The organism is Klebsiella sp. CD33 (genome assembly GCF_051992865.1).
Lineage (GTDB): Bacteria > Pseudomonadota > Gammaproteobacteria > Enterobacterales > Enterobacteriaceae > Klebsiella > Klebsiella pneumoniae.
In genome coordinates this window covers 4,344,696-4,365,050 of the sequence record NZ_CP197023.1, presented here as the reverse complement: position 1 = coordinate 4,365,050, position 20,355 = coordinate 4,344,696, and the positions used below count along the sequence as shown (strand labels likewise).

Sequence of the window (20,355 nt, the reverse complement as noted above, 5' to 3'; positions counted from 1 at the left end):
AGAGCAATGCCAAAACGTACAGACATAAAAAGTATCCTGATTCTGGGCGCGGGCCCGATTGTTATCGGTCAGGCGTGTGAGTTTGACTACTCCGGCGCCCAGGCCTGTAAAGCGCTGCGCGAAGAGGGCTACCGCGTTATCCTGGTGAACTCTAACCCGGCGACCATCATGACCGACCCGGAAATGGCCGATGCCACCTACATCGAGCCGATTCACTGGGAAGTGGTGCGTAAAATCATCGAAAAAGAGCGCCCGGATGCGGTGCTGCCGACCATGGGCGGCCAGACGGCGCTGAACTGCGCGCTCGAGCTGGAGCGTCAGGGGGTACTGGCTGAATTCGGCGTGACCATGATTGGCGCCACCGCCGATGCGATTGATAAAGCCGAAGACCGTCGCCGTTTCGATATCGCAATGAAAAAAATCGGCCTCGACACCGCGCGCTCTGGTATCGCCCACACGATGGAAGAGGCGCTGGCGGTTGCCGCCGACGTTGGTTTCCCGTGCATCATCCGTCCGTCCTTCACCATGGGCGGCACCGGTGGCGGTATCGCCTATAACCGCGAAGAGTTCGAAGAAATCTGCGAACGCGGCCTGGATCTCTCTCCGACCAACGAACTGCTGATCGATGAATCGCTGATCGGCTGGAAAGAGTACGAGATGGAAGTGGTGCGCGATAAGAACGATAACTGCATCATCGTCTGCTCCATCGAAAACTTCGACGCCATGGGGATCCACACCGGTGACTCCATCACCGTTGCCCCGGCGCAGACCCTGACCGACAAAGAGTACCAGATCATGCGTAACGCCTCGATGGCGGTGCTGCGTGAAATCGGCGTCGAAACCGGCGGCTCTAACGTGCAGTTCGCGGTCAACCCGAAAAACGGTCGCCTGATCGTTATCGAAATGAACCCGCGCGTCTCCCGCTCCTCGGCGCTGGCCTCTAAGGCCACCGGCTTCCCGATTGCTAAAGTGGCAGCCAAGCTGGCGGTAGGTTATACCCTTGACGAGCTGATGAACGACATCACCGGCGGCCGCACCCCGGCTTCCTTTGAACCGTCCATTGACTACGTGGTCACTAAAATCCCACGCTTTAACTTCGAAAAATTCGCCGGCGCCAACGACCGTCTGACCACCCAGATGAAGTCTGTCGGCGAAGTGATGGCGATTGGTCGTACCCAGCAGGAATCCTTGCAGAAAGCGCTGCGCGGTCTGGAAGTGGGCGCTACCGGCTTCGACCCGAAAGTGAGCCTCGACGATCCGGAAGCGCTGACCAAAATCCGCCGCGAGCTGAAAGATGCCGGCGCTGAGCGTATCTGGTATATCGCTGACGCGTTCCGCGCGGGCCTCTCGGTTGACGGCGTCTTCAACCTGACCAACATCGACCGCTGGTTCCTGGTACAGATTGAAGAGCTGGTCCGTCTGGAAGAGAAAGTGGCGGAAGTGGGCATCAACGGCCTCGACGCTGACTTCCTGCGCACCCTGAAGCGTAAAGGCTTTGCCGATGCGCGTCTGGCGAAGCTGGCGGGCGTGCGGGAAGCGGAAATCCGCAAGCTGCGCGACCAGTATGACCTGCACCCGGTCTACAAGCGCGTGGACACCTGCGCTGCGGAATTTGCTACCGATACCGCCTACATGTACTCCACTTATGAAGAAGAGTGTGAGTCCAACCCGTCCGTTGACCGCGATAAAATCATGGTCCTCGGCGGCGGCCCGAACCGTATCGGTCAGGGTATCGAATTCGACTACTGCTGCGTACACGCCTCGCTGGCGCTGCGCGAGGACGGTTACGAGACCATCATGGTCAACTGTAACCCGGAAACCGTCTCTACCGACTACGACACCTCCGACCGTCTGTATTTTGAGCCGGTGACCCTGGAAGACGTGCTGGAAATCGTGCGCATCGAGAAGCCAAAAGGCGTTATCGTCCAGTACGGCGGCCAGACCCCGCTGAAGCTGGCTCGTGCCCTGGAAGCTGCCGGCGTGCCGGTTATCGGTACCAGTCCGGACGCTATCGACCGGGCGGAAGACCGTGAGCGCTTCCAGCACGCGGTTGACCGTCTGAAGCTGAAGCAGCCGGCGAACGCCACCGTCACCGCCATTGAGCAGGCGGTAGAGAAAGCGAAAGAGATTGGCTACCCGCTGGTGGTGCGTCCGTCTTATGTGCTCGGCGGCCGGGCGATGGAGATCGTCTATGACGAGCAGGATCTGCGCCGCTACTTCCAGACCGCGGTCAGCGTCTCCAACGACGCGCCGGTGCTGCTGGATCGCTTCCTCGACGATGCGATTGAAGTGGATGTCGATGCCATCTGCGATGGCGAAATGGTGCTGATTGGCGGCATCATGGAGCATATCGAGCAGGCAGGCGTTCACTCCGGTGACTCCGCCTGTTCCCTGCCGGCCTACACCCTGAGCAAAGAGATTCAGGATGTAATGCGCGAGCAGGTGCAGAAGCTGGCCTTCGAGCTACAGGTTCGCGGTCTGATGAACGTTCAGTTCGCGGTGAAAGATAACGAAGTTTATCTGATTGAGGTCAACCCGCGTGCGGCGCGTACCGTACCGTTCGTCTCCAAAGCCACCGGCGTCCCGCTGGCGAAAGTGGCGGCGCGCGTGATGGCCGGTAAGACACTGGCGCAGCAGGGCGTGACCAAAGAGATCATCCCGCCGTATTACTCGGTGAAAGAGGTGGTCCTGCCGTTCAATAAATTCCCGGGCGTTGACCCGCTGTTAGGGCCAGAAATGCGCTCCACCGGGGAAGTGATGGGCGTCGGCCGCACCTTTGCCGAAGCGTTCGCCAAAGCGCAGCTGGGCAGCAACTCGACCATGAAGAAACAGGGTCGCGCACTGCTCTCCGTCCGCGAAGGCGATAAAGAGCGCGTGGTTGACCTGGCGGCGAAGCTGCTGAAGTTTGGCTTCGAGCTGGATGCGACTCACGGTACGGCGATTGTGCTGGGTGAAGCGGGCATTAACCCGCGTCTGGTGAACAAGGTGCATGAAGGTCGTCCGCACATTCAGGACCGCATCAAGAATGGCGAATATACCTACATCATCAACACCACCGCAGGTCGCCAGGCGATTGAAGACTCCAAGCTGATTCGCCGCAGCGCGCTGCAGTACAAAGTGCATTACGACACCACCCTGAACGGCGGCTTTGCCACCGCGATGGCGCTGAACGCTGACGCCACCGAGAAGGTGATTTCGGTTCAGGAAATGCACGCGCAAATCACTAAATAAGCTTCCCGGCCTGGCCGGATAGCAACAATCCTGGGCTGACGACATCGTCAGCCTATTTTTTTGGCCGCAGCCATCTTCAGAGAGTTCTGCTTTTAACCCCCTGTCGGGTCAGGCTAACTATAGTTAGCACCATAACGATACCTATTGATGAAAAGACAGGAGGATACAATGCGGAACAATATTCTGGTGGCATCCGCACTGGCAGCGACGGCAATCATGTTCGTGGCCGGCTGCTCATCGAATCAGTCAATCAAAACCACCGACGGCAAGACCATTGTCACCAGCGGTAAACCGCAGGTGGATGATGACACCGGCCTCGTCTCATACAAAAATGCCGAAACCGGCCGCGTGGAGCAGATTAACCGCGACCAGGTGAAGTCCATGGACGAGCTGGATAACTAAGGCCTGACGTTAACCCTCAGGGCGCGCGTTGCGTAAGCCCTCGCGACATAAATCACAGTTATCATTGTAAGCGGTTCGCTTAACTGTCTACACTCTTGCTGATTACGACAAGAGCAAACGCAGGCCAATCAATGATTCTGATAATTTATGCGCATCCTTATCCGCAGCATTCTCATGCGAATAAGCGAATGCTTGAACAGGCAGGGACGCTTGAAGGCGTAGAGATACGCTCCCTCTATCAACTCTATCCCGACTTTAATATCGATGTCGCCGCCGAGCAGGCGGCGCTGGCCCGTGCCGATCTGGTTATCTGGCAGCATCCTATGCAGTGGTATAGCGTACCGCCGCTGCTCAAGCTGTGGATGGACAAGGTGCTGTCGCACGGCTGGGCCTATGGTCACAACGGTATTGCCCTGCGCGGTAAATCGCTGATGTGGGCGGTCACTACCGGCGGCGGTGAAAGCCACTTTGATATCGGTTCGTTTCCCGGTTTCCCGGTGCTGGCGCAGCCTCTGCAGGCAACCGCGCTTTACTGCGGGATGAAGTGGCTGCCGCCGTTCGCTATGCACTGCACCTTTATCTGCGATGATGAAACGCTGCAGGCGCAGGCCCGCCGCTATCGTCAACGCTTAATCGACTGGCAGGAGGCACACCAGAATGGATAGCCATACGCTGATACAGGCGTTGATTTACCTCGGCGCCGCGGCGCTGATTGTGCCCATCGCCGTCCGTCTGGGGCTGGGGTCAGTGCTGGGCTATCTGATCGCCGGCTGTATTATCGGCCCGTGGGCGCTGCGGCTGGTGACCGATGCCGAGGCGATTCTGCACTTTGCCGAGATTGGCGTGGTGCTGATGTTGTTCGTCATTGGTCTGGAGCTCGATCCGCAGCGCTTATGGAAGCTGCGCGCCTCGGTGTTTGGCGGCGGCGCACTGCAGATGGTGGCCTGCGGGGTGTTGATCGGTCTGTTCTGCATGCTGCTGGGCCTGCGCTGGCAGGTGGCCGAGCTGATTGGTATGACTCTGGCGCTTTCCTCAACCGCGATCGCTATGCAGGCGATGAATGAGCGCAATCTGACGGTGTCGCAGATGGGGCGCAGCGCCTTTGCGGTGCTGCTGTTCCAGGATATCGCCGCGATCCCGCTGGTGGCGATGATCCCGCTGCTGGCGGCCAGCGGCGGCGCCACTTCGCTGATGGCTTTTGCCCTCTCCGCGCTGAAAGTGGCCGCAGCGCTGGCGCTGGTGGTGGTCCTTGGGCGATATCTGACCCGCCCGCTGCTGCGCTTTGTCGCCCGTTCTGGTCTGCGCGAAGTGTTCAGCGCCGTGGCCCTGTTCCTGGTCTTCGGCTTTGGCTTATTGCTGGAAGAGGTGGGGCTGTCGATGGCGATGGGGGCGTTTCTCGCCGGGGTGCTGCTGGCCAGCTCCGAATATCGTCATGCGCTGGAGAGTGATATTGAGCCGTTTAAAGGACTGCTGTTGGGGCTGTTCTTTATCGGCGTCGGCATGTCGATTGATTTCGGCACCCTGGTCACCCATCCGCTGCGTATTGTGATTTTGCTGGTCGGTTTCCTGGCGATAAAAATGCTGATGCTGTGGCTTATCGCCAGGCCGCTTGGCGTACCGCGCGCCCAGCGCCGCTGGTTTGCGGTGCTGCTGGGGCAGGGGAGTGAGTTCGCGTTTGTGGTGTTTGGCGCCGCGCGGATGGCGGATGTACTGGACGGCGAATGGGCAAAAGCGTTGACCCTGGCGGTGGCCCTGTCGATGGCGGCAACCCCCATTCTGCTGGTGCTGCTGACCCGTCTGGAGAAATCGTCCAGCGGCCAGGCGCGTGATGCTGACGAGATTGATGAAGAGCAGCCGCGGGTGATTGTCGCCGGCTTTGGCCGCTTCGGGCAGATTGCCGGGCGATTGCTGCTCTCCAGCGGGGTGAAGATGGTGATCCTCGATCATGACCCGGACCATGTCGATACCCTGCGCAAATTTGATATGAAGGTTTTCTACGGCGATGCCACCCGGGTCGATCTGCTGGAGTCGGCCGGGGCCGAAAAGGCGGAAGTGCTGATCAATGCCATTGACGATCCGCACGTCAGCCTGGAGCTGGTGGCGAGGGTAAAAGAGCATTTTCCGCATCTGCAGATCATCTCCCGCGCCCGCGATGTCGATCATTACATTCAGCTGCGCCAGGCTGGTGTCGAGGCCCCGGAGCGTGAAACCTTCGAGGCGGCGCTGAAGTCCGGCCGAATGACGCTGGAGGCGCTGGGGCTCGGCGCCTATGAAGCGCGCGAGCGGGCCGATCTGTTCCGTCGATTCAACCTGCAGATGGTCGAAGAGATGGTGGCGATGGCGGAAAACGATGCCGCGTCGCGGGTGGCGGTCTTCAAGCGGACCAGCGATATGCTGACCGGCATCATCAACGAAGATCGTCATCATCTGTCGCTGGTGCAGCGTCATGGCTGGCAGGGTACGGAAGAGGGCAGGCACACCGGGGATATCGCCGATGAGCCGGAAAATAAGCCCTCAGCCTGAGGCTGACCAGTAACATTTTGTTTTCGTTTGGATCCTCTTCTGGCGGCCCACGGTGTGAACGTGGGCTTGCCAGCAAATCAGAAAATTTTCTTATTCTTTACCCTCCGGCCAGTCGACGAAGTTGTACGCTTTCCGTATAGTGGCGACAATTTTTTGCACTCGGGAATGAATGAATGATCAGTCTGATTGCGGCGTTAGCGGTAGATCGCGTCATTGGTATGGAAAACGCCATGCCATGGAACCTGCCTGCCGATCTCGCCTGGTTCAAACGCAACACGTTAAATAAGCCGGTGGTGATGGGGCGTCTGACCTGGGAATCCATTGGGCGCCCATTGCCGGGGCGTAAAAATATCGTGATCAGCAGCAAACCCGGCAGCGACGATCGCGTGCAGTGGGTCTCCTCCGTAGAAGAAGCAATTGCCGCCTGCGGCGATGTGGAAGAGATTATGGTGATCGGCGGCGGCCGGGTGTATGAGCAGTTCCTGCCGAAAGCGCAGAAGCTCTACTTGACCCATATTGATGCGGAAGTGGAAGGCGATACCCATTTCCCGGATTACGATCCGGACGAATGGGAGTCGGTGTTCAGCGAGTTTCATGACGCCGACGCGCAGAACTCCCATAGCTACTGCTTTGAGATCCTCGAACGCCGTTAAGCGGGCAGGATAGCGATAAAAAAACCCCGGTCGCGTCTGGCGTGACCGGGGTTTTCTTTTGCATGAATTGCGCGACGATGGCGCACTCAGTATCTCGTCATGTTTCCCATCGCTGGCTTCGTCTTCCTGGAGTGCTGCCCGGGCTACAAATGGCAAGGAAATGTAGGTCGGGTAAGGCGTTAGCCGCCACCCGACAAAACGACGCCGCAGGTAGCCCGGATAAGGCGCAACGCGCCGCTATCCGGGAAGAGTCAGGACGCGACGGCTTCGCCTTCGTCGAGGCTTTTCTGCCGGTTTGACGGCTGGGTGAAGTACTGCTTATCTTCCCAGCGCAGGCAGGTAAGTTCCCCGCCCCAGCAGCAGCCGGTATCCAGGGCGTAAATCCCCTCCGGCGTGCCGCGTCCCTCCAGCGAAGCCCAGTGGCCAAAGGCAATGCTGTAGGCATTGCTGACCGGGCCGGGAATGGCAAACCACGGCTTCAGCGGCGCCGGGGCGTCCTCGGGCGCTTCCTTCGAATACATATCCAGCTGGCCGTTCGGGAAACAGTAGCGCATGCGGGTAAAGGCGTTAGAGATAAAGCGCAGGCGCGCCAGGCCGCTCAGCTCGTTGCTCCAGTGGTTCGGCATGTCGCCGTACATGGCATCGAGGAAGAAAGGATAGGAGTCGCTGGAGAGCACTGCTTCAACATCGCGCGCGCACTGCTGGGCGGTCTCCAGATCCCACTGCGGCGTAATGCCGGCATGGGCCATCACCAGCTTTTTCTCTTCATCCACCTGCAGCAGCGGCTGGCGACGCAGCCAGTTGAGCAGCTCATCGGCATCCGGCGCTTCCAGCAGTGGTTTCAGACGATCCTTCGGCTTGTTGCGGCTGATACCGGCAAAGACCGCCAGCAGGTGTAAGTCATGGTTGCCCAGCACCAGTCGTACGCTGTCGCCCAGAGATTTGACATAGCGCAGGACCTCCAGCGATCCCGGGCCTCGGGCCACCAGATCGCCGGTCAGCCACAGCGTATCTCTCCGCGGATCGAATTCAACCTGCGCTAATAATGCGATCAGTTCATCGTAGCAACCGTGAACGTCGCCAATAAGGTATGTTGACATTGTTTTAATGAATGAGCGTTGGAACTGCGAGACGGAAAACAGGGATCTCAATACGGAACGGCGCGCCGTCGATATCGATCATCTCATAATGACCCTGCATGGTTCCCAGCGGCGTTTCAATCACTGCGCCGCTGGTATATTGATATTCACCGCCGGCGGGAATATGCGGTTGCTCGCCGACCACCCCTTCACCCTGAACTTCAGTCTCACGACCGTGGCCGTTAGTGATGAGCCAGTAGCGGCCAAGCAGCTGAACCTGACTCCGCCCCAGGTTGCGAATGGTGACGGTGTAAGCGAAGACGTAGCGCTCTTCTTCCGGGGAAGACTGCGATTCGATATAGACGCTCTGTACCTGGACACACACCCGGGGCGAATGAATCATGGTTAGCTCTCCTTCGTTGGCAGATTGTCAGACAGCCAGTTGGCCATCAGGCAGTACTGCGCCACGGAAATATTTTCGGCGCGCATGGCCGGGTCGATGCCCAGCTCGGTCAGCACTTCCACGCTGAACAGATTGCCGAGACTGTTGCGGATAGTCTTGCGGCGCTGGTTGAACGCTTCGGTGGTGATGCGGCTCAGCACCCGGATCTCTTTGACCGGATACGGCATGGTGCTGTGCGGCACCAGGCGTACCACCGCGGAGTCGACCTTAGGCGGCGGGGTAAACGCGCTCGGCGGCACTTCGAGTACCGGGATCACCTGGCAATAATATTGTGCCATCACGCTTAACCGACCATACGCCTTACTGTTCGGTCCGGCAACCAGACGATTCACTACTTCCTTCTGCAGCATAAAGTGCATATCGGCAATGGCATCAGTATAGCTGAACAGATGGAACATCAGCGGGGTCGAGATATTGTACGGCAGGTTGCCGAAGACGCGCAGCGGCTGGCCCATTTTCTCCGCCAGTTCGCCAAAGTTCATGGTCATCGCATCCTGCTGATAGATGGTCAGCTTTGGACCGAGGAACGGATGCGTCTGCAGGCGAGCCGCCAGATCGCGGTCCAGTTCGATGACGGTCAGCTGGTCAAGGCGTTCGCCGACCGGCTCGGTCAGGGCCGCCAGGCCGGGGCCGATTTCAACCATCGCCTGGCCTTTCTGCGGGTTAATCGCCGAGACGATGCTGTCGATCACAAACTGATCGTTGAGGAAGTTCTGCCCGAAGCGTTTACGGGCTAAATGGCCCTGATGGACTCGATTATTCATTGGGTATTAACAATCATTTTGATGGCGAGATTAAGCGCCGTGATAAAACTGCCGACGTCCGCTTTCCCCTGACCCGCTAATTCCAGTGCGGTGCCGTGGTCGACGGAGGTACGAATAAAAGGTAAACCGAGCGTAATGTTCACGCCGCGGCCAAAGCCCTGGTATTTTAGCACGGGCAGGCCCTGATCGTGGTACATCGCGAGTACCGCATCGGCATGATCAAGATATTTCGGCTGAAAGAGGGTGTCTGCCGGCAGCGGACCGCTGAGGTTCATCCCCTTTGCGCGCATCTCTTCCAGCACCGGAATGATGGTGTCTATCTCTTCTGTTCCCATATGGCCGCCTTCGCCAGCGTGCGGGTTAAGCCCGCAAACCAGCACATGCGGCTGGCCAATGCCAAATTTCGTGCGCAGGTCGTGATCGAGAATGGTGATGATCTCGCGCAGTAGCTCGGGGGTAATCGCTTCGCTGATGGCTTTCAACGGCAGATGGGTGGTGACCAGCGCCACCCGCAGCTCCTCGGTCGCCAACATCATCACCACTTTGCTGGCCTTCGCGCGCTCTTCAAAGAACTCGGTATGACCGGTAAAGGCGATACCGGCGTCGTTGATGTTGCCTTTATGCACCGGGCCGGTCACTAACGCCGCAAACTCGCCGCTAAGGCAGCCGTCGCAGGCGCGCGCCAGCGTCTCCACTACGTAGGCGCCGTTTTGCACATTCAGCACGCCGGGCTCCGCCGGGACGTTTAGCGGCACGTTCAGCAGCGTCAGGGTACCGGCGCGCTGAGGAACAGGAGGTTGCGCGGGATCGTAAGGGAGGAGAGATAAAGGAAGACCGAGCCGCTTGGCTCGGTCAGTTAACAGGGCGCCATCGGCGCAAATCACCAGCTCAACTGGCCAGTCGCGCTGGGCAAGCTGCACGACCAGGTCAGGGCCAATCCCGGCGGGTTCGCCGGGAGTGATAACAACTTTACGGGTTTCAGGCATCGATATTAGTTGCTCAGAATTTTAACATACGCACTGGCGCGCTGTTCCTGCATCCAGGTTGCCGCTTCTTCAGAGAATTTGCGGTTCATCAGCATGCGGTAAGCACGATCTTTCTGCGCGGCGTCGGTTCTGTCGACCTGACGGCTATCCAGCAGTTCGATCAGGTGCCAGCCAAAGGAAGAGTGCACCGGTCCGCTGGTCTGCCCTTTGTTCAGACGCATCAGCGCATCGCGGAACGCCGGGTCAAAGATGTCCGGCGTGGCCCAGCCTAAATCACCGCCCTGGTTTGCCGAGCCCGGATCTTCCGAATAGGTTTTCGCCGCTTGAGCAAACGTGATTTTCCCGCTCTTAATCTCGGCTGCGATCTGTTCCAGCTTAGCCTGAGCCTGGGCGTCGTTCATGATCGGCGACGGTTTCAGCAGAATATGACGGGCGTGAACCTCGGTAACGGAGATATTCTGGGTACCACCGCGCAGGTCGTTGACTTTCAGAATGTGGAAACCAACGCCGGAACGAATCGGACCGACGATATCCCCTTTCTTCGCGGTGCTTAACGCCTGAGCGAAAATGCCCGGCAGCTCCTGGATACGGCCCCAGCCCATCTGGCCACCCTTCAGCGCCTGTTGGTCAGCGGAGTAGGTGATCGCCAGTTTGCCGAAGTTGGCGCCGTTGCGCGCCTGCTCAACGATGGAGTTTGCTTGCTCCTGGGCCGCGGCGACTTCATCAGAGGTCGGGTTCTCCGGCAACGGGATCAGGATGTGGCTCAGGTTGAGCTCGGTGCTGGCGTCGTTCTGGTCGCCGATCTGTTTCGCCAGCGCTTCCACTTCCTGCGGCAGCACGGTGATGCGACGACGCACTTCATTGTTACGCACTTCCGAAATCAGCATCTCTTTACGGATCTGGTTACGGTAGGTGTTGTAGTTGATGCCTTCATAGGCCAGACGGCTGCGCATCTGATCCAAGGTCATATTATTTTGTTTGGCGATGTTGGCGATAGCCTGATCGAGCTGGTCGTCAGAGATCTTCACGCCCATCTTCTGTCCCATCTGTAACACGATCTGGTCCATGATCAGTCTTTCGAGGATTTGATGGCGCAGGGTGGCGTCATCCGGCAGCTGTTGGCCAGCCTGACCAGCATTGAGCTTAACCGATTGCATCAAACCATCGACGTCGCTTTCCAGCACGACGCCATTATTGACGACGGCCGCTACTTTATCGACCACCTGGGGGGCAGCGAAACTGGTATTCGCGATCATGGCGATACCGAGAAGCAGCGTTTTCCAGTTCTTCATACTTTTTCCATTTCGATTAACCGCAAATGCGGATGATGTTGTAAACCAGCCGCATCACAGGGAGCTCTGGTACGGTAAAATGTTCGAGCGCAGCATCTGCTGGGTGCCGAGGCCGTAGTTAGAGCTCAGACCGCGCAATTCGATATTGATTCCGAAGGTGTTATCGTATTTGCTCTCGCCGCCGTTGTCGTTGCTGTTCCAGCCGTTGACTTTACGTTCGTAGCCAAGACGGATGGCGTAGCAGCAGGAGTTATACTGCACACCCAACATCTGGTTTGCTGCTTTCCGGGTATTAGTATCGTAGTAGTAGGCCCCGACCACGGACCAGCGATCGACAATCGGCCAACTGGCGGTCATCCCCACCTGCGAAATACCCTGTTTATATTGTGCCGCGGTGGAATATGACGGCAGCGTGGCCTGAATATATTCCGGGCTGGCGTAACGATAGTTAAGCTGGACTAAGCGGTTCTCATCGCGACGGTATTCAATGGTGCCGTTACCAGTGGCAACGTTATCCAGACGCGTATCGTACTGGATCCCTCCGCGCAGACCCCATTCATCGGCAATGCGCCAGTAGGTATCGCCGGCCCAGACCAGTGAACCCGTGGTATCGTTGTTCTCCCAGTTGATGTTGTCATCACCGGTGCGTGACTCGGTGAAATAGTAGATTTGACCAACGGAAATATTAAAACGTTCCACCGCGGCGGCATCGTACACGCGCGAGGTGAGCCCGGTGGTGACCTGATTAGCCGACGCGATGCGGTCCAGACCGCTATAGGTACGGTCGCGGAACAGACCGGTGTAATCCGACTGCAACAGCGTGGAGTCGTAGTTGCCGATTTCACTCTGATCGCGGTACGGCACGTACAGATACTGCACGCGCGGTTCCAGCGTTTGGGTGAATCCCTCCTGCAGGTCGCGTTCAAAGACCATTTTGCCGTCGACTTTAAACTGCGGCATTACGCGGCTGACGGACTCTTTATAGTCAGTGCCGTTGGCGGCATTGTACTTATCGAGGTTGCTTTGCTGGTAGTGAGTCGCCAGCAGCTTGGCTTCGGTATTCAGACTGCCCCAACCGTTGGACAGCGGCAGGTTGATCGTCGGTTCGAAGTGAACGCGGGTCGCTTCCGGCATGTTGTTATTCGAGTTAACAAAATGGGCAACCTGTCCATAGAGATGGGTATCGAACGGACCGACATCATTCTGGTAGTAGTTGACGTCGAGCTGCGGCTCAGCCGAATAGGAGTTGCTCGATTCGCGGTCAAAGACCTGGAACTGTTTGGTCGATACCGTGGCGTCAAAGTTCTGGTTGACGTAACCGGCGCTGAATTTCTGCGTCGCATAGCCGTCGGTACTGGAACCATATTTCGAGCTGAAGTCGTTGAAGTAGTCAGGATCGCTGACCTTGGTGTAGTCAGCGTTCAGACGCCATACCTGATCGATAACCCCTGAGTGGTTCCAGTAGAACAGCCAGCGGCGGCTGTTGCTGTCGCTCGAGTGGTCGTCTTCGTAGACTTTATCCGACGGCAGGTAGTCGAATTCAGTTAAGCCGCTGCCGAGCTGGGTCAGATAGCGGAACTCGTTTTCCCACATCACGCCGCCGCGTTTGTTCATATAGTGCGGAGTAATGGTGGCATCGAAGTTTGGCGCGATGTTCCAGTAGTACGGCAGGGAGAATTCCACGCCGTTTTTGGTGCTGTATTTCGCGTTCGGGATCAGGAAGCCTGAACGACGCTTATCGCCCACCGGCAGCTGCAGGTAGGGGCTATAGAAAATCGGCACAGAGCCAAGCTTGAAGCGGGCGTTCCAGATCTCGGCAACCTGCTCTTCGCGATCGTGGATAACTTCGCTGCCGACGACGCTCCAGGTGTCGGAGCCCGGCAGACAGGAGGTAAAGCTGCCGTTTTCGAGAATGGTATAGCGGTTTTCACCGCGCTGTTTCATCAGGTCGGCGGTGCCGCGTCCCTGGCGTCCGACCATTTGATAATCGCCCTGCCAGACGTTGGTATCTTTGGTATTCAGATTCGACCAGGCTTTTGGCCCTTTGAGGATCACCTGGTTATCGTCGTAATGCACGTTGCCCAGCGCGTCCACCGTGCGCACCGGCTGCGCCTGGCCCGCGGCCTGCTGCTGGTGCAGCTGAACTTCGTCGGCGCGGAGGCGACTATTCCCCTGGTTAATATCGACGTTGCCGGTAAAGACGGCGTTGTCCGGGTAGTTGCCCTTCGCATGATCGGCGTTAATCGTCACCGGCAGATCGCCAGGACGACCTTCCACGAGCGGACGATCATAGCTTGGCACGCCAAGCATACATTGCGTTGCGAGATCGGCAGCGAGGCCTTGTTGGCTATACAAGGCGCTGGCAATCATCGTAGCCAGGAGGCTGGGAATACGTTTTTTCATACGTTGTATTTATTGTTCCATCATCTTGTGACAGCGGCTTGCAAACGGTCAGAGCCTAACTTACTCAACATTATCACGCTAGTGTTAATCCTGCCCGTTTCGAGCCCGAGCGTTAGGCACCCTGTTGAATGACGAGTATGATAAAGCAAATTATAGGCTATGTCCCACAATTGACCGAGGCGCGAGTGCCGGGTAACGTGCGGTCATATTCGAGCTTAACGGCGATAAACAGTTGGGGAGTCTATGCAGTATTTGGGTAAAGTGATTGGCGTGGCAGTGGCTTTGCTGATGGGTGGTGGGTTCTGGGGCGTGGTGCTTGGCTTTCTGGTCGGCCATATGTTTGACCGGGCGCGCAGCCGCCGGTTAAATCTCTTCGCCAATCAGCAGGAGCGTCAGTCGCTCTTCTTTTCCACCACCTTCGAAGTGATGGGGCACCTGACCAAATCCAAGGGCCGCGTTACCGAAGCGGATATTCATGTCGCCAATGTGCTAATGGATCGCATGAACCTGCATGGCGCCTCGCGCACCGCGGCGCAGCAGGCGTTTCGCGACGGTAAGGCCGACAACTATCCCCTGCGCGAGAAAATGCGTCAGCTGCGCAGCGTCTGCTTTGGCCGTTTCGATCTGATTCGGATGTTTCTGGAAATTCAGCTGCAGGCGGCGTTCGCTGATGGCGAACTGCATCCTAACGAACGGGAAGTGCTGTTCGTCATTGCCGACGAGCTCGGCATCTCCCGCGCCCAGTTCGATCAATTCCTGCGGATGATGCAGGGCGGCGCCCAGTTTGGCGGCGGTTCGCAGCAGCGCTCTTATGGCCAGCATGGCGGCAACGCCGGCTGGCAGCAGGCGCAGCGTGGGCCGACCCTCGAAGATGCCTGCAATGTGCTGGGAGTAAAACCGACCGACGACGCGGCGACGGTGAAGCGCGCCTATCGCAAGCTGATGAACGAACATCATCCGGACAAGCTGGTAGCGAAAGGTCTGCCGCCGGAGATGATGGAGATGGCCAAACAGAAGGCCCAGGAGATCCAGAAGGCCTGGGAGCTGATCAAAGAGCAGCGCGGCTTCTGACGTTTCCAGCCCCTCCCGTCCGGCGAGGGGTTTTAACTTTTGACCTTAGCGCGGCGATACAGCCGCCGCGGATGGCCAATTTTTCCGTACAGCATCTCCACTTCCAGAAAACCGGTCTCAACGCCGTGCTCCAGATAGCGACGGGCGGTGGTTTTGCTGAGCCCGGCGGCGCTGACCACTTCATCAACGGAAAAACAGTGCGCTTCCCGGTCGCTAAACAGTCCCTGCACCAGCGCCAGCGTTTTCTCTTCAATCCCCTTGCTGCCGCTATCCACGCGATAGTTCTTCGCCTGCAGTTGATAGAGGGAATCGACGTTTTGCTGATCGACGATTTTCCACTCCCGTTGCTGATCGTAGAACTGGATAAAGCGCTCCAGCGACTGGCTCAGCCGCTTCCATGATACCGGCTTAAGGATATAGTCGAAGGCGCCGTTGCGGATGGCCTGGCTGCAGGTTTCCATATCGCTGGCGGCGGTGATAAAGATCACCGAGCATTGGCTGGTCGCCAGCGCCGGGTCGGTCATCAGCGTGACGCCTTTGCCGTCCGGTAAATAGTTATCCAGCAGCACCAGCTGCGGCGGCGTGGCGTGAAGCAGCTGCCGCGCCTGGGCGAGGGAGGCCGCCATGCCTGCCAGCCGCAGTCGCGGGTGTTTTTGCACAAGCTCGGCGTGCAGGCGCGCCAGTTCGCTCTCATCTTCAATGATTAGCACATCGACCAGGTCATGATGCATCGTGGGCCTCCGGTTGCGGACAGGCGTGCGCGTCGGCCGGGATAAATAGGGTGAAGATCGTTCCCCGCGGCGCGTTATCGGCGACTTCGATGGTGCCGCCCGCCTGAGTGACATAATGTTCAATAAGATACAGACCAATGCCGTGATCGCCACGGGTTTTGGTGGTGACGCCGCGTTCAAAAATGCGCTCGCGGATATCGGGGCGGATGCCGACGCCGCGGTCGGCCACTTCGATAATCAACTCCCGGGCGTTGAGCTGGATCAGGACTTCCACCGGCTCATGCGGCAGCTCGGCACGCTGCGTGGCTTCGATGGCGTTATCCAGCAGGTTGCCGATGATGGAGATCAGCTCGGATTCCATCAGCGACGGCAGGGGGCGGTCGATGCGGCAGGCCGGGTCGAAGCTCAGCGCCACGCCTTTTTCGCGGGCGCGGGTGGCTTTGCCGAGCAGCAGACCGCATAGCGTCGGCGAGTGGAAGTGCGAGGAGATAAAGTCCAGTAGCTCCTGAGCATGTTCCGACTGGGCCTGAATATAGCGGATCGCTTCGTCATAATGGCCCATATGCAGCAGGCCGGAGAGGGTAGTCATCCGGTTGAGCTGCTCGTGGCGCATGATGCGCAGATTGTCGACATAGCGCTTCACCTGGCTCAGCTGGGCGGTGAGGGCATTGATTTCATTGCGGTCACGGAATGTGATCACCCAGCCCTGCAGGGTATTCTCCAGCATAATGCGCACCCGACTGGCGAGCACGGTCAACTGGTTGAAGCGGCACAGCTCATCGTGGGTATCGCGTTCGAGCATGTCGCCGCTGGCGAAAAAGGGCTGCGGCGAAATGACGCTGTCGATCGACTGACCGCGCAGCTGGCGGGCGGGCTGGCTGAGCCCCAGCAGGCTGCGGGCGGCATGGTTTATCACCTCAATACGCCGCTGGCGATCGATGACGATCACCCCCTCAAAGATCGACTCCATCATCGCCTTTTGCTGGCGAACCAGCAGGCCAATTTCCCGCGGCTCGAGCGAAAAAATCTGCTTCTTGATGCTGCGGGTAAAGTACCAGGAGAAGATAAACAGGGCGATGAGCAGCAGGACGGCGGCGATAAAAATATTGATCACTTTAGTCAGAGTAATGCTGTCGAGATAGCTGGTGAGGTAGCCGACGGAGACAATACCGATCACTCGCCCTGCGTCATCAACGATGGGCGTTTTGCTGCGCAGCGAGACCCCGAGGCCGCCTTTGCGAATGGTGGTGATGGATTTTCCTTCCAGTACCGCCTGGTTGTCGCCGCCGACCAGTCGGGTGCCGACCCACTCCGGATGGACGGAATGAAACAGATGAACTCCCTGACGGTCGCCGATGACGATAAAGCTGGCGTCGCTATGGGCGGCGATTTGCTGCATAAACGCCTGAATCGCCTGTGGGTCGTGCCGGCTGACCTGTTGACGTAAATTCGGCATCAGGGCTATCTCTTCGGCCTGTATTTTGGCCCGGGCGCTCATCTCCTGATAAAGCTGGCGGCTGGCGTCAAAATAATAATAAATGCCCAGTGCGATAAAAAGGACCGAGAAAAAAGCGACCAGAGAAATAAACAGCTTATATTGAAAAGATAATTTCATAGGCCCCGGACGACGTATTAACCATACCGGCACTCTAACATTTTTCTGTCACGTGACGTAAATGTTAAGGGAAAGTTGTGATCAGCGGCGCAGGTGCGGGCTGCCGCCAGCGGTCGCGGCGGAAATAGGCGGCCGGCGGGAAATAAAAACCATAAAAACCACAGTCATAAATCAGAGATATATCACTCCCGGGCAGTTCAGCGAATAAAAACCATAAAAACCATAGTGACCATTAAAACTTCTTTTTTAATTTGGGAAGCTTCACATTAACGACGCCGCTGTCCCTTTACGCTGAAAATGAATAATAACGACAGGGCTGAATTTATGAGCACCACAGACAATGCATTCTCTGCAACCCTTGAACCGATCGATACGCCGAAAACCACGCTCAAGCAGCGCTGGTGGCATATTATGGATAACTGGAAGGTGGGGATCGTCCCGCTGCCGCTGTTTCTGCTGGCCGGAGGACTGATTGCCCTCGACTGCCTTGGCGGCAAACTGCCGAGCGATATCGTGGTGATGGTGGCCACCCTGGCTTTCTTTGGCTTCGCCTGCGGCGAGTTTGGTAAACGCCTCCCGGTGCTGGGGAAACTCGGTGCGGCGGCGATCTGCGCCACCTTTATTCCTTCCGCGCTGGTCCACTATGGTCTGCTGCCTGACGTGGTTATTGAATCCACGACCAAATTCTATAAATCCACTAACATCCTCTATCTCTATATCTGCTGCATCATTGTCGGCAGCATCATGAGTATGAACCGCACCACGCTGATTCAGGGCTTTCTGAAGATCTTCTTCCCGATGCTGTGCGGCGAAGTGGTCGGCATGCTGGTGGGCATCGGCGTCGGCACGCTGCTGGGCATGGAGCCGTTCCAGGTGTTCTTCTTTATCGTGCTGCCGATTATGGCCGGCGGCGTGGGAGAGGGGGCGATCCCGCTGTCAATGGGTTATGCCGCGCTGATGCATATGGAGCAGGGCGTGGCCCTGGGCCGGGTATTGCCGATGGTGATGCTTGGCAGCCTGACGGCGATCGTCATCTCCGGCTGCCTCAACCAGCTCGGCAAGCGCTTCCCGCATCTGACCGGCGAAGGGCAACTGATGCCGAACCGCAGCCATGAAACCCGCAGCCTCAGCGAGAGCGAAGGCGTGAGCGGTAAGACCGACGTTGGGACCCTCGCCTCCGGCGCGCTGCTGGCGGTACTGCTGTATATGATGGGGATGCTCGGCCACAAACTGATTGGTCTGCCGGCGCCGGTAGGCATGCTGTTCCTCGCGGTGCTGTTAAAGCTGGCTAACGTGGTGTCTCCGCGTCTGCAGGAGGGGTCGCAGATGGTGTATAAATTCTTCCGCACCGCGGTCACCTACCCGATCCTCTTTGCCGTCGGCGTGGCGATCACCCCGTGGCAGGAACTGGTAAACGCCTTCACTTTAACCAACCTGCTGGTGATCGTCAGTACCGTCTCCGCGCTGGTGGCGACCGGTTTCCTGGTTGGTAAAAAGATAGGGATGCACCCGATCGATGTGGCGATTGTTTCCTGTTGCCAGAGCGGGCAGGGCGGCACCGGCGATGTGGCGATCCTGACCGCCGGCAACCGCATGAGCCTGATGCCGTTCGCGCAGATCGCTACCCGCATCGGCGGGGCGATAAATGTCTCGCTGGGGTTGCTGTTCCTCAGCCACTATCTGGCGTGATATAACGCTACGCTCAGCGATAAATCTGCTATTTTCCGCTACAGAACGCCGAAAATATCTGCGTTCTGTATCCTAAATGCTCCGCATTTAGCGTTACAATCAGCGCGCGATCGGCTATCGCAACCATCATCATGACAGTCCAGGCGCTGTCGTATTTATCATATGTAGGAGAGGAATTAATGTCAGTGGATACTCCCGCCCAGGCGGGCGTCAGCATCGACGCATTGCTGGCGGCGAAAGAGCAGCGTGCAGCCCGCCAGGCCGACTGGTTGGCCCATTATCAGCAGCCTGTTATTTCCCTGACCCTGGTGACCCCGGGGGCGGTGAAGGACAGCATTCGCTATCGCAATATGATGGGCGTTGCCCTCCAGGCCTGCGATCAGCTGCTGTGGAAGCACCGCTGGCAAACGCTGGATCGTCAGGTGCTATGGCTGCCGACCGGGCCAGAAGCGCTGTGGTGCGTAGCGCATCCGGCCAGCGAAATCAAAGCGATGTGCAGTACGCTGGAGCAGAGCCATCCGCTGGGACGCCTGTGGGATATCGATGTAATCTGTCCGCAGAACGGGCTGGTGGGACGCCAGTCGCTGGGCGAATCGCAGCGCCGCTGCCTGCTGTGCGATGAGCCGGCGCACGCCTGTGCGCGCAGCCGTCGTCACGACACCGATCTCGTCGTCGCCCGCGTTGAGCAGATGATTGACGCGTGGTTCGCCCGCGATTAATCGGGATTGTTTTCTGTATCCTCACTAATCCGAGTTGCACGCAGCCAACCCGCATGCAACTCGAAGTATGAGCGTTAAAAGTCGATCGGTGCGCGAAAGGTCATCGCGTTGCCGTAGGCAGGATGGGTGATGGTGAGCGTCTCGGCGTGCAGCAGCAGGCGCGGGGCCATCGCCAGCGCCTCCGGCGTGGCATAGAAGCGGTCGCCAAGGATCGGATGCCCCAGCGCCAGCATATGCACGCGCAGCTGGTGCGACCGTCCGGTAATCGGCTTCAGGCGCACGCGGGCGGTGTTATCCTCTGCGTACTCCAGTACCTCATATTCGGTTTGCGCCGCTTTGCCGGTTTCATAGCACACCTTCTGCATTGGCCGGTTCGGCCAGTCGCAAATCAGCGGTAAATCCACGAGGCCTTCCGCCGGCTGCGGATGGCCCCAGACGCGGGCGACGTACTGCTTCTTCGGCTCGCGCTCGCGGAACTGACGCTTCAGTTCACGCTCGGCGGCTTTATTCAGCGCCACCACAATCACGCCGCTGGTGGCCATATCCAGGCGATGCACCGATTCGGCCTGCGGGAAGTCGCGCTGAATGCGCGTCATCACGCTGTCTTTATGCTCCTCAAGACGACCGGGGACGGACAACAAGCCGCTCGGCTTGTTGACCACCATGATGTGCTCATCCTGATACAGGATCACCAGCCAGGGATCCTGCGGCGGATTGTAGTTTTCCATCGCCAT

Annotated in this window: 17 protein-coding genes; 8 read left to right on the top strand and 9 right to left on the bottom strand. The window is 58.1% G+C overall.

What is annotated here, in order from left to right:
• Positions 1-6 precede the first annotated feature (6 nt).
• From carB to folA, 5 genes are all read left to right on the top strand, one after another.
• Entirely contained in the window at positions 7-3,231 is a 3,225-nt protein-coding gene (gene carB, locus ACR809_RS21380; protein WP_002888056.1) for a carbamoyl-phosphate synthase large subunit, read from the top strand.
• Positions 3,232-3,399: 168 nt separating this feature from the next.
• On the top strand, positions 3,400-3,633 hold the full coding sequence (locus ACR809_RS21375; RefSeq protein WP_002888059.1) for a YgdI/YgdR family lipoprotein: 234 nt from the start codon (positions 3,400-3,402) through the stop codon (positions 3,631-3,633).
• Between the two features lie 131 nt (positions 3,634-3,764).
• Positions 3,765-4,298, top strand: coding sequence for a glutathione-regulated potassium-efflux system oxidoreductase KefF (gene kefF / locus ACR809_RS21370; protein WP_002888068.1), 534 nt, complete (start codon positions 3,765-3,767; stop codon positions 4,296-4,298).
• The gene (kefC, locus tag ACR809_RS21365; RefSeq protein ID WP_004145992.1) at positions 4,291-6,156 is read left to right on the top strand and encodes a glutathione-regulated potassium-efflux system protein KefC; all 1,866 of its coding nucleotides are present in this window, start codon (positions 4,291-4,293) and stop codon (positions 6,154-6,156) included. Before kefF ends, kefC begins: the two co-directional genes overlap by 8 nt.
• A 173-nt stretch (positions 6,157-6,329) precedes the next feature.
• The gene (gene folA / locus ACR809_RS21360; RefSeq protein ID WP_002888320.1) at positions 6,330-6,809 is read left to right on the top strand and encodes a type 3 dihydrofolate reductase; all 480 of its coding nucleotides are present in this window, start codon (positions 6,330-6,332) and stop codon (positions 6,807-6,809) included.
• Positions 6,810-7,060: 251 nt separating this feature from the next.
• On the opposite strand, the gene apaH is transcribed toward folA, so the two are convergent.
• From apaH to lptD, 6 genes are read right to left on the bottom strand one after another with little or no spacing between them, the layout of a single operon-like run.
• Positions 7,061-7,909, bottom strand: a complete 849-nt coding sequence (gene apaH, locus ACR809_RS21355) for a bis(5'-nucleosyl)-tetraphosphatase (symmetrical) ApaH (RefSeq protein WP_002888321.1) — start codon at positions 7,907-7,909, stop codon at positions 7,061-7,063.
• Between the two features lie 4 nt (positions 7,910-7,913).
• Positions 7,914-8,291, bottom strand: a complete 378-nt coding sequence (gene apaG / locus ACR809_RS21350) for a Co2+/Mg2+ efflux protein ApaG (protein WP_002888323.1) — start codon at positions 8,289-8,291, stop codon at positions 7,914-7,916.
• Between the two features lie 2 nt (positions 8,292-8,293).
• Positions 8,294-9,115 carry a 16S rRNA (adenine(1518)-N(6)/adenine(1519)-N(6))-dimethyltransferase RsmA gene (gene rsmA, locus ACR809_RS21345; RefSeq protein WP_002888324.1) on the bottom strand — a complete coding sequence of 274 codons (822 nt, stop codon included), beginning with the start codon at positions 9,113-9,115 and terminating at the stop codon, positions 8,294-8,296.
• Positions 9,112-10,101, bottom strand: a complete 990-nt coding sequence (gene pdxA, locus ACR809_RS21340; RefSeq protein WP_004894323.1) for a 4-hydroxythreonine-4-phosphate dehydrogenase PdxA — start codon at positions 10,099-10,101, stop codon at positions 9,112-9,114. Before pdxA ends, rsmA begins: the two co-directional genes overlap by 4 nt.
• A 5-nt stretch (positions 10,102-10,106) precedes the next feature.
• Positions 10,107-11,393 carry a peptidylprolyl isomerase SurA gene (gene surA / locus ACR809_RS21335; RefSeq protein ID WP_002888329.1) on the bottom strand — a complete coding sequence of 429 codons (1,287 nt, stop codon included), beginning with the start codon at positions 11,391-11,393 and terminating at the stop codon, positions 10,107-10,109.
• A gap of 54 nt (positions 11,394-11,447) precedes the next feature.
• A complete protein-coding gene (lptD, locus tag ACR809_RS21330) occupies positions 11,448-13,796 on the bottom strand; it encodes an LPS assembly protein LptD (protein ID WP_004147026.1) in 2,349 nt (782 codons plus the stop codon).
• A 243-nt stretch (positions 13,797-14,039) separates the two neighbouring features.
• Between lptD and djlA the strand changes: the two genes are divergently transcribed.
• The gene (gene djlA, locus ACR809_RS21325; protein WP_002888332.1) at positions 14,040-14,867 is read left to right on the top strand and encodes a co-chaperone DjlA; all 828 of its coding nucleotides are present in this window, start codon (positions 14,040-14,042) and stop codon (positions 14,865-14,867) included.
• A 32-nt stretch (positions 14,868-14,899) separates the two neighbouring features.
• On the opposite strand, the gene ACR809_RS21320 is transcribed toward djlA, so the two are convergent.
• The gene (locus tag ACR809_RS21320; protein ID WP_002888337.1) at positions 14,900-15,598 is read right to left on the bottom strand and encodes a response regulator; all 699 of its coding nucleotides are present in this window, start codon (positions 15,596-15,598) and stop codon (positions 14,900-14,902) included.
• Positions 15,588-17,213: an ATP-binding protein gene (locus ACR809_RS21315; RefSeq protein ID WP_002888340.1), complete on the bottom strand. Its 1,626-nt coding sequence runs from the start codon at positions 17,211-17,213 to the stop codon at positions 15,588-15,590. The genes ACR809_RS21320 and ACR809_RS21315 overlap by 11 nt, the downstream gene beginning before the upstream one ends.
• Before the next feature lie 324 nt (positions 17,214-17,537).
• On the opposite strand from ACR809_RS21315, the gene ACR809_RS21310 reads away from it, so the two are divergent.
• Both ACR809_RS21310 and citX read left to right on the top strand, forming a co-directional pair.
• Complete coding sequence (locus tag ACR809_RS21310; protein ID WP_002888345.1) at positions 17,538-18,902, top strand: 2-hydroxycarboxylate transporter family protein; 1,365 nt, start codon at positions 17,538-17,540, stop codon at positions 18,900-18,902.
• 179 nt (positions 18,903-19,081) lie between these two features.
• A complete protein-coding gene (gene citX / locus ACR809_RS21305; RefSeq protein ID WP_002888347.1) occupies positions 19,082-19,621 on the top strand; it encodes a citrate lyase holo-[acyl-carrier protein] synthase in 540 nt (179 codons plus the stop codon).
• A 74-nt stretch (positions 19,622-19,695) separates the two neighbouring features.
• Here citX and rluA read toward each other — a convergent pair whose 3' ends face one another.
• The gene (gene rluA / locus ACR809_RS21300; RefSeq protein ID WP_004145980.1) at positions 19,696-20,355 is read right to left on the bottom strand and encodes a bifunctional tRNA pseudouridine(32) synthase/23S rRNA pseudouridine(746) synthase RluA; all 660 of its coding nucleotides are present in this window, start codon (positions 20,353-20,355) and stop codon (positions 19,696-19,698) included.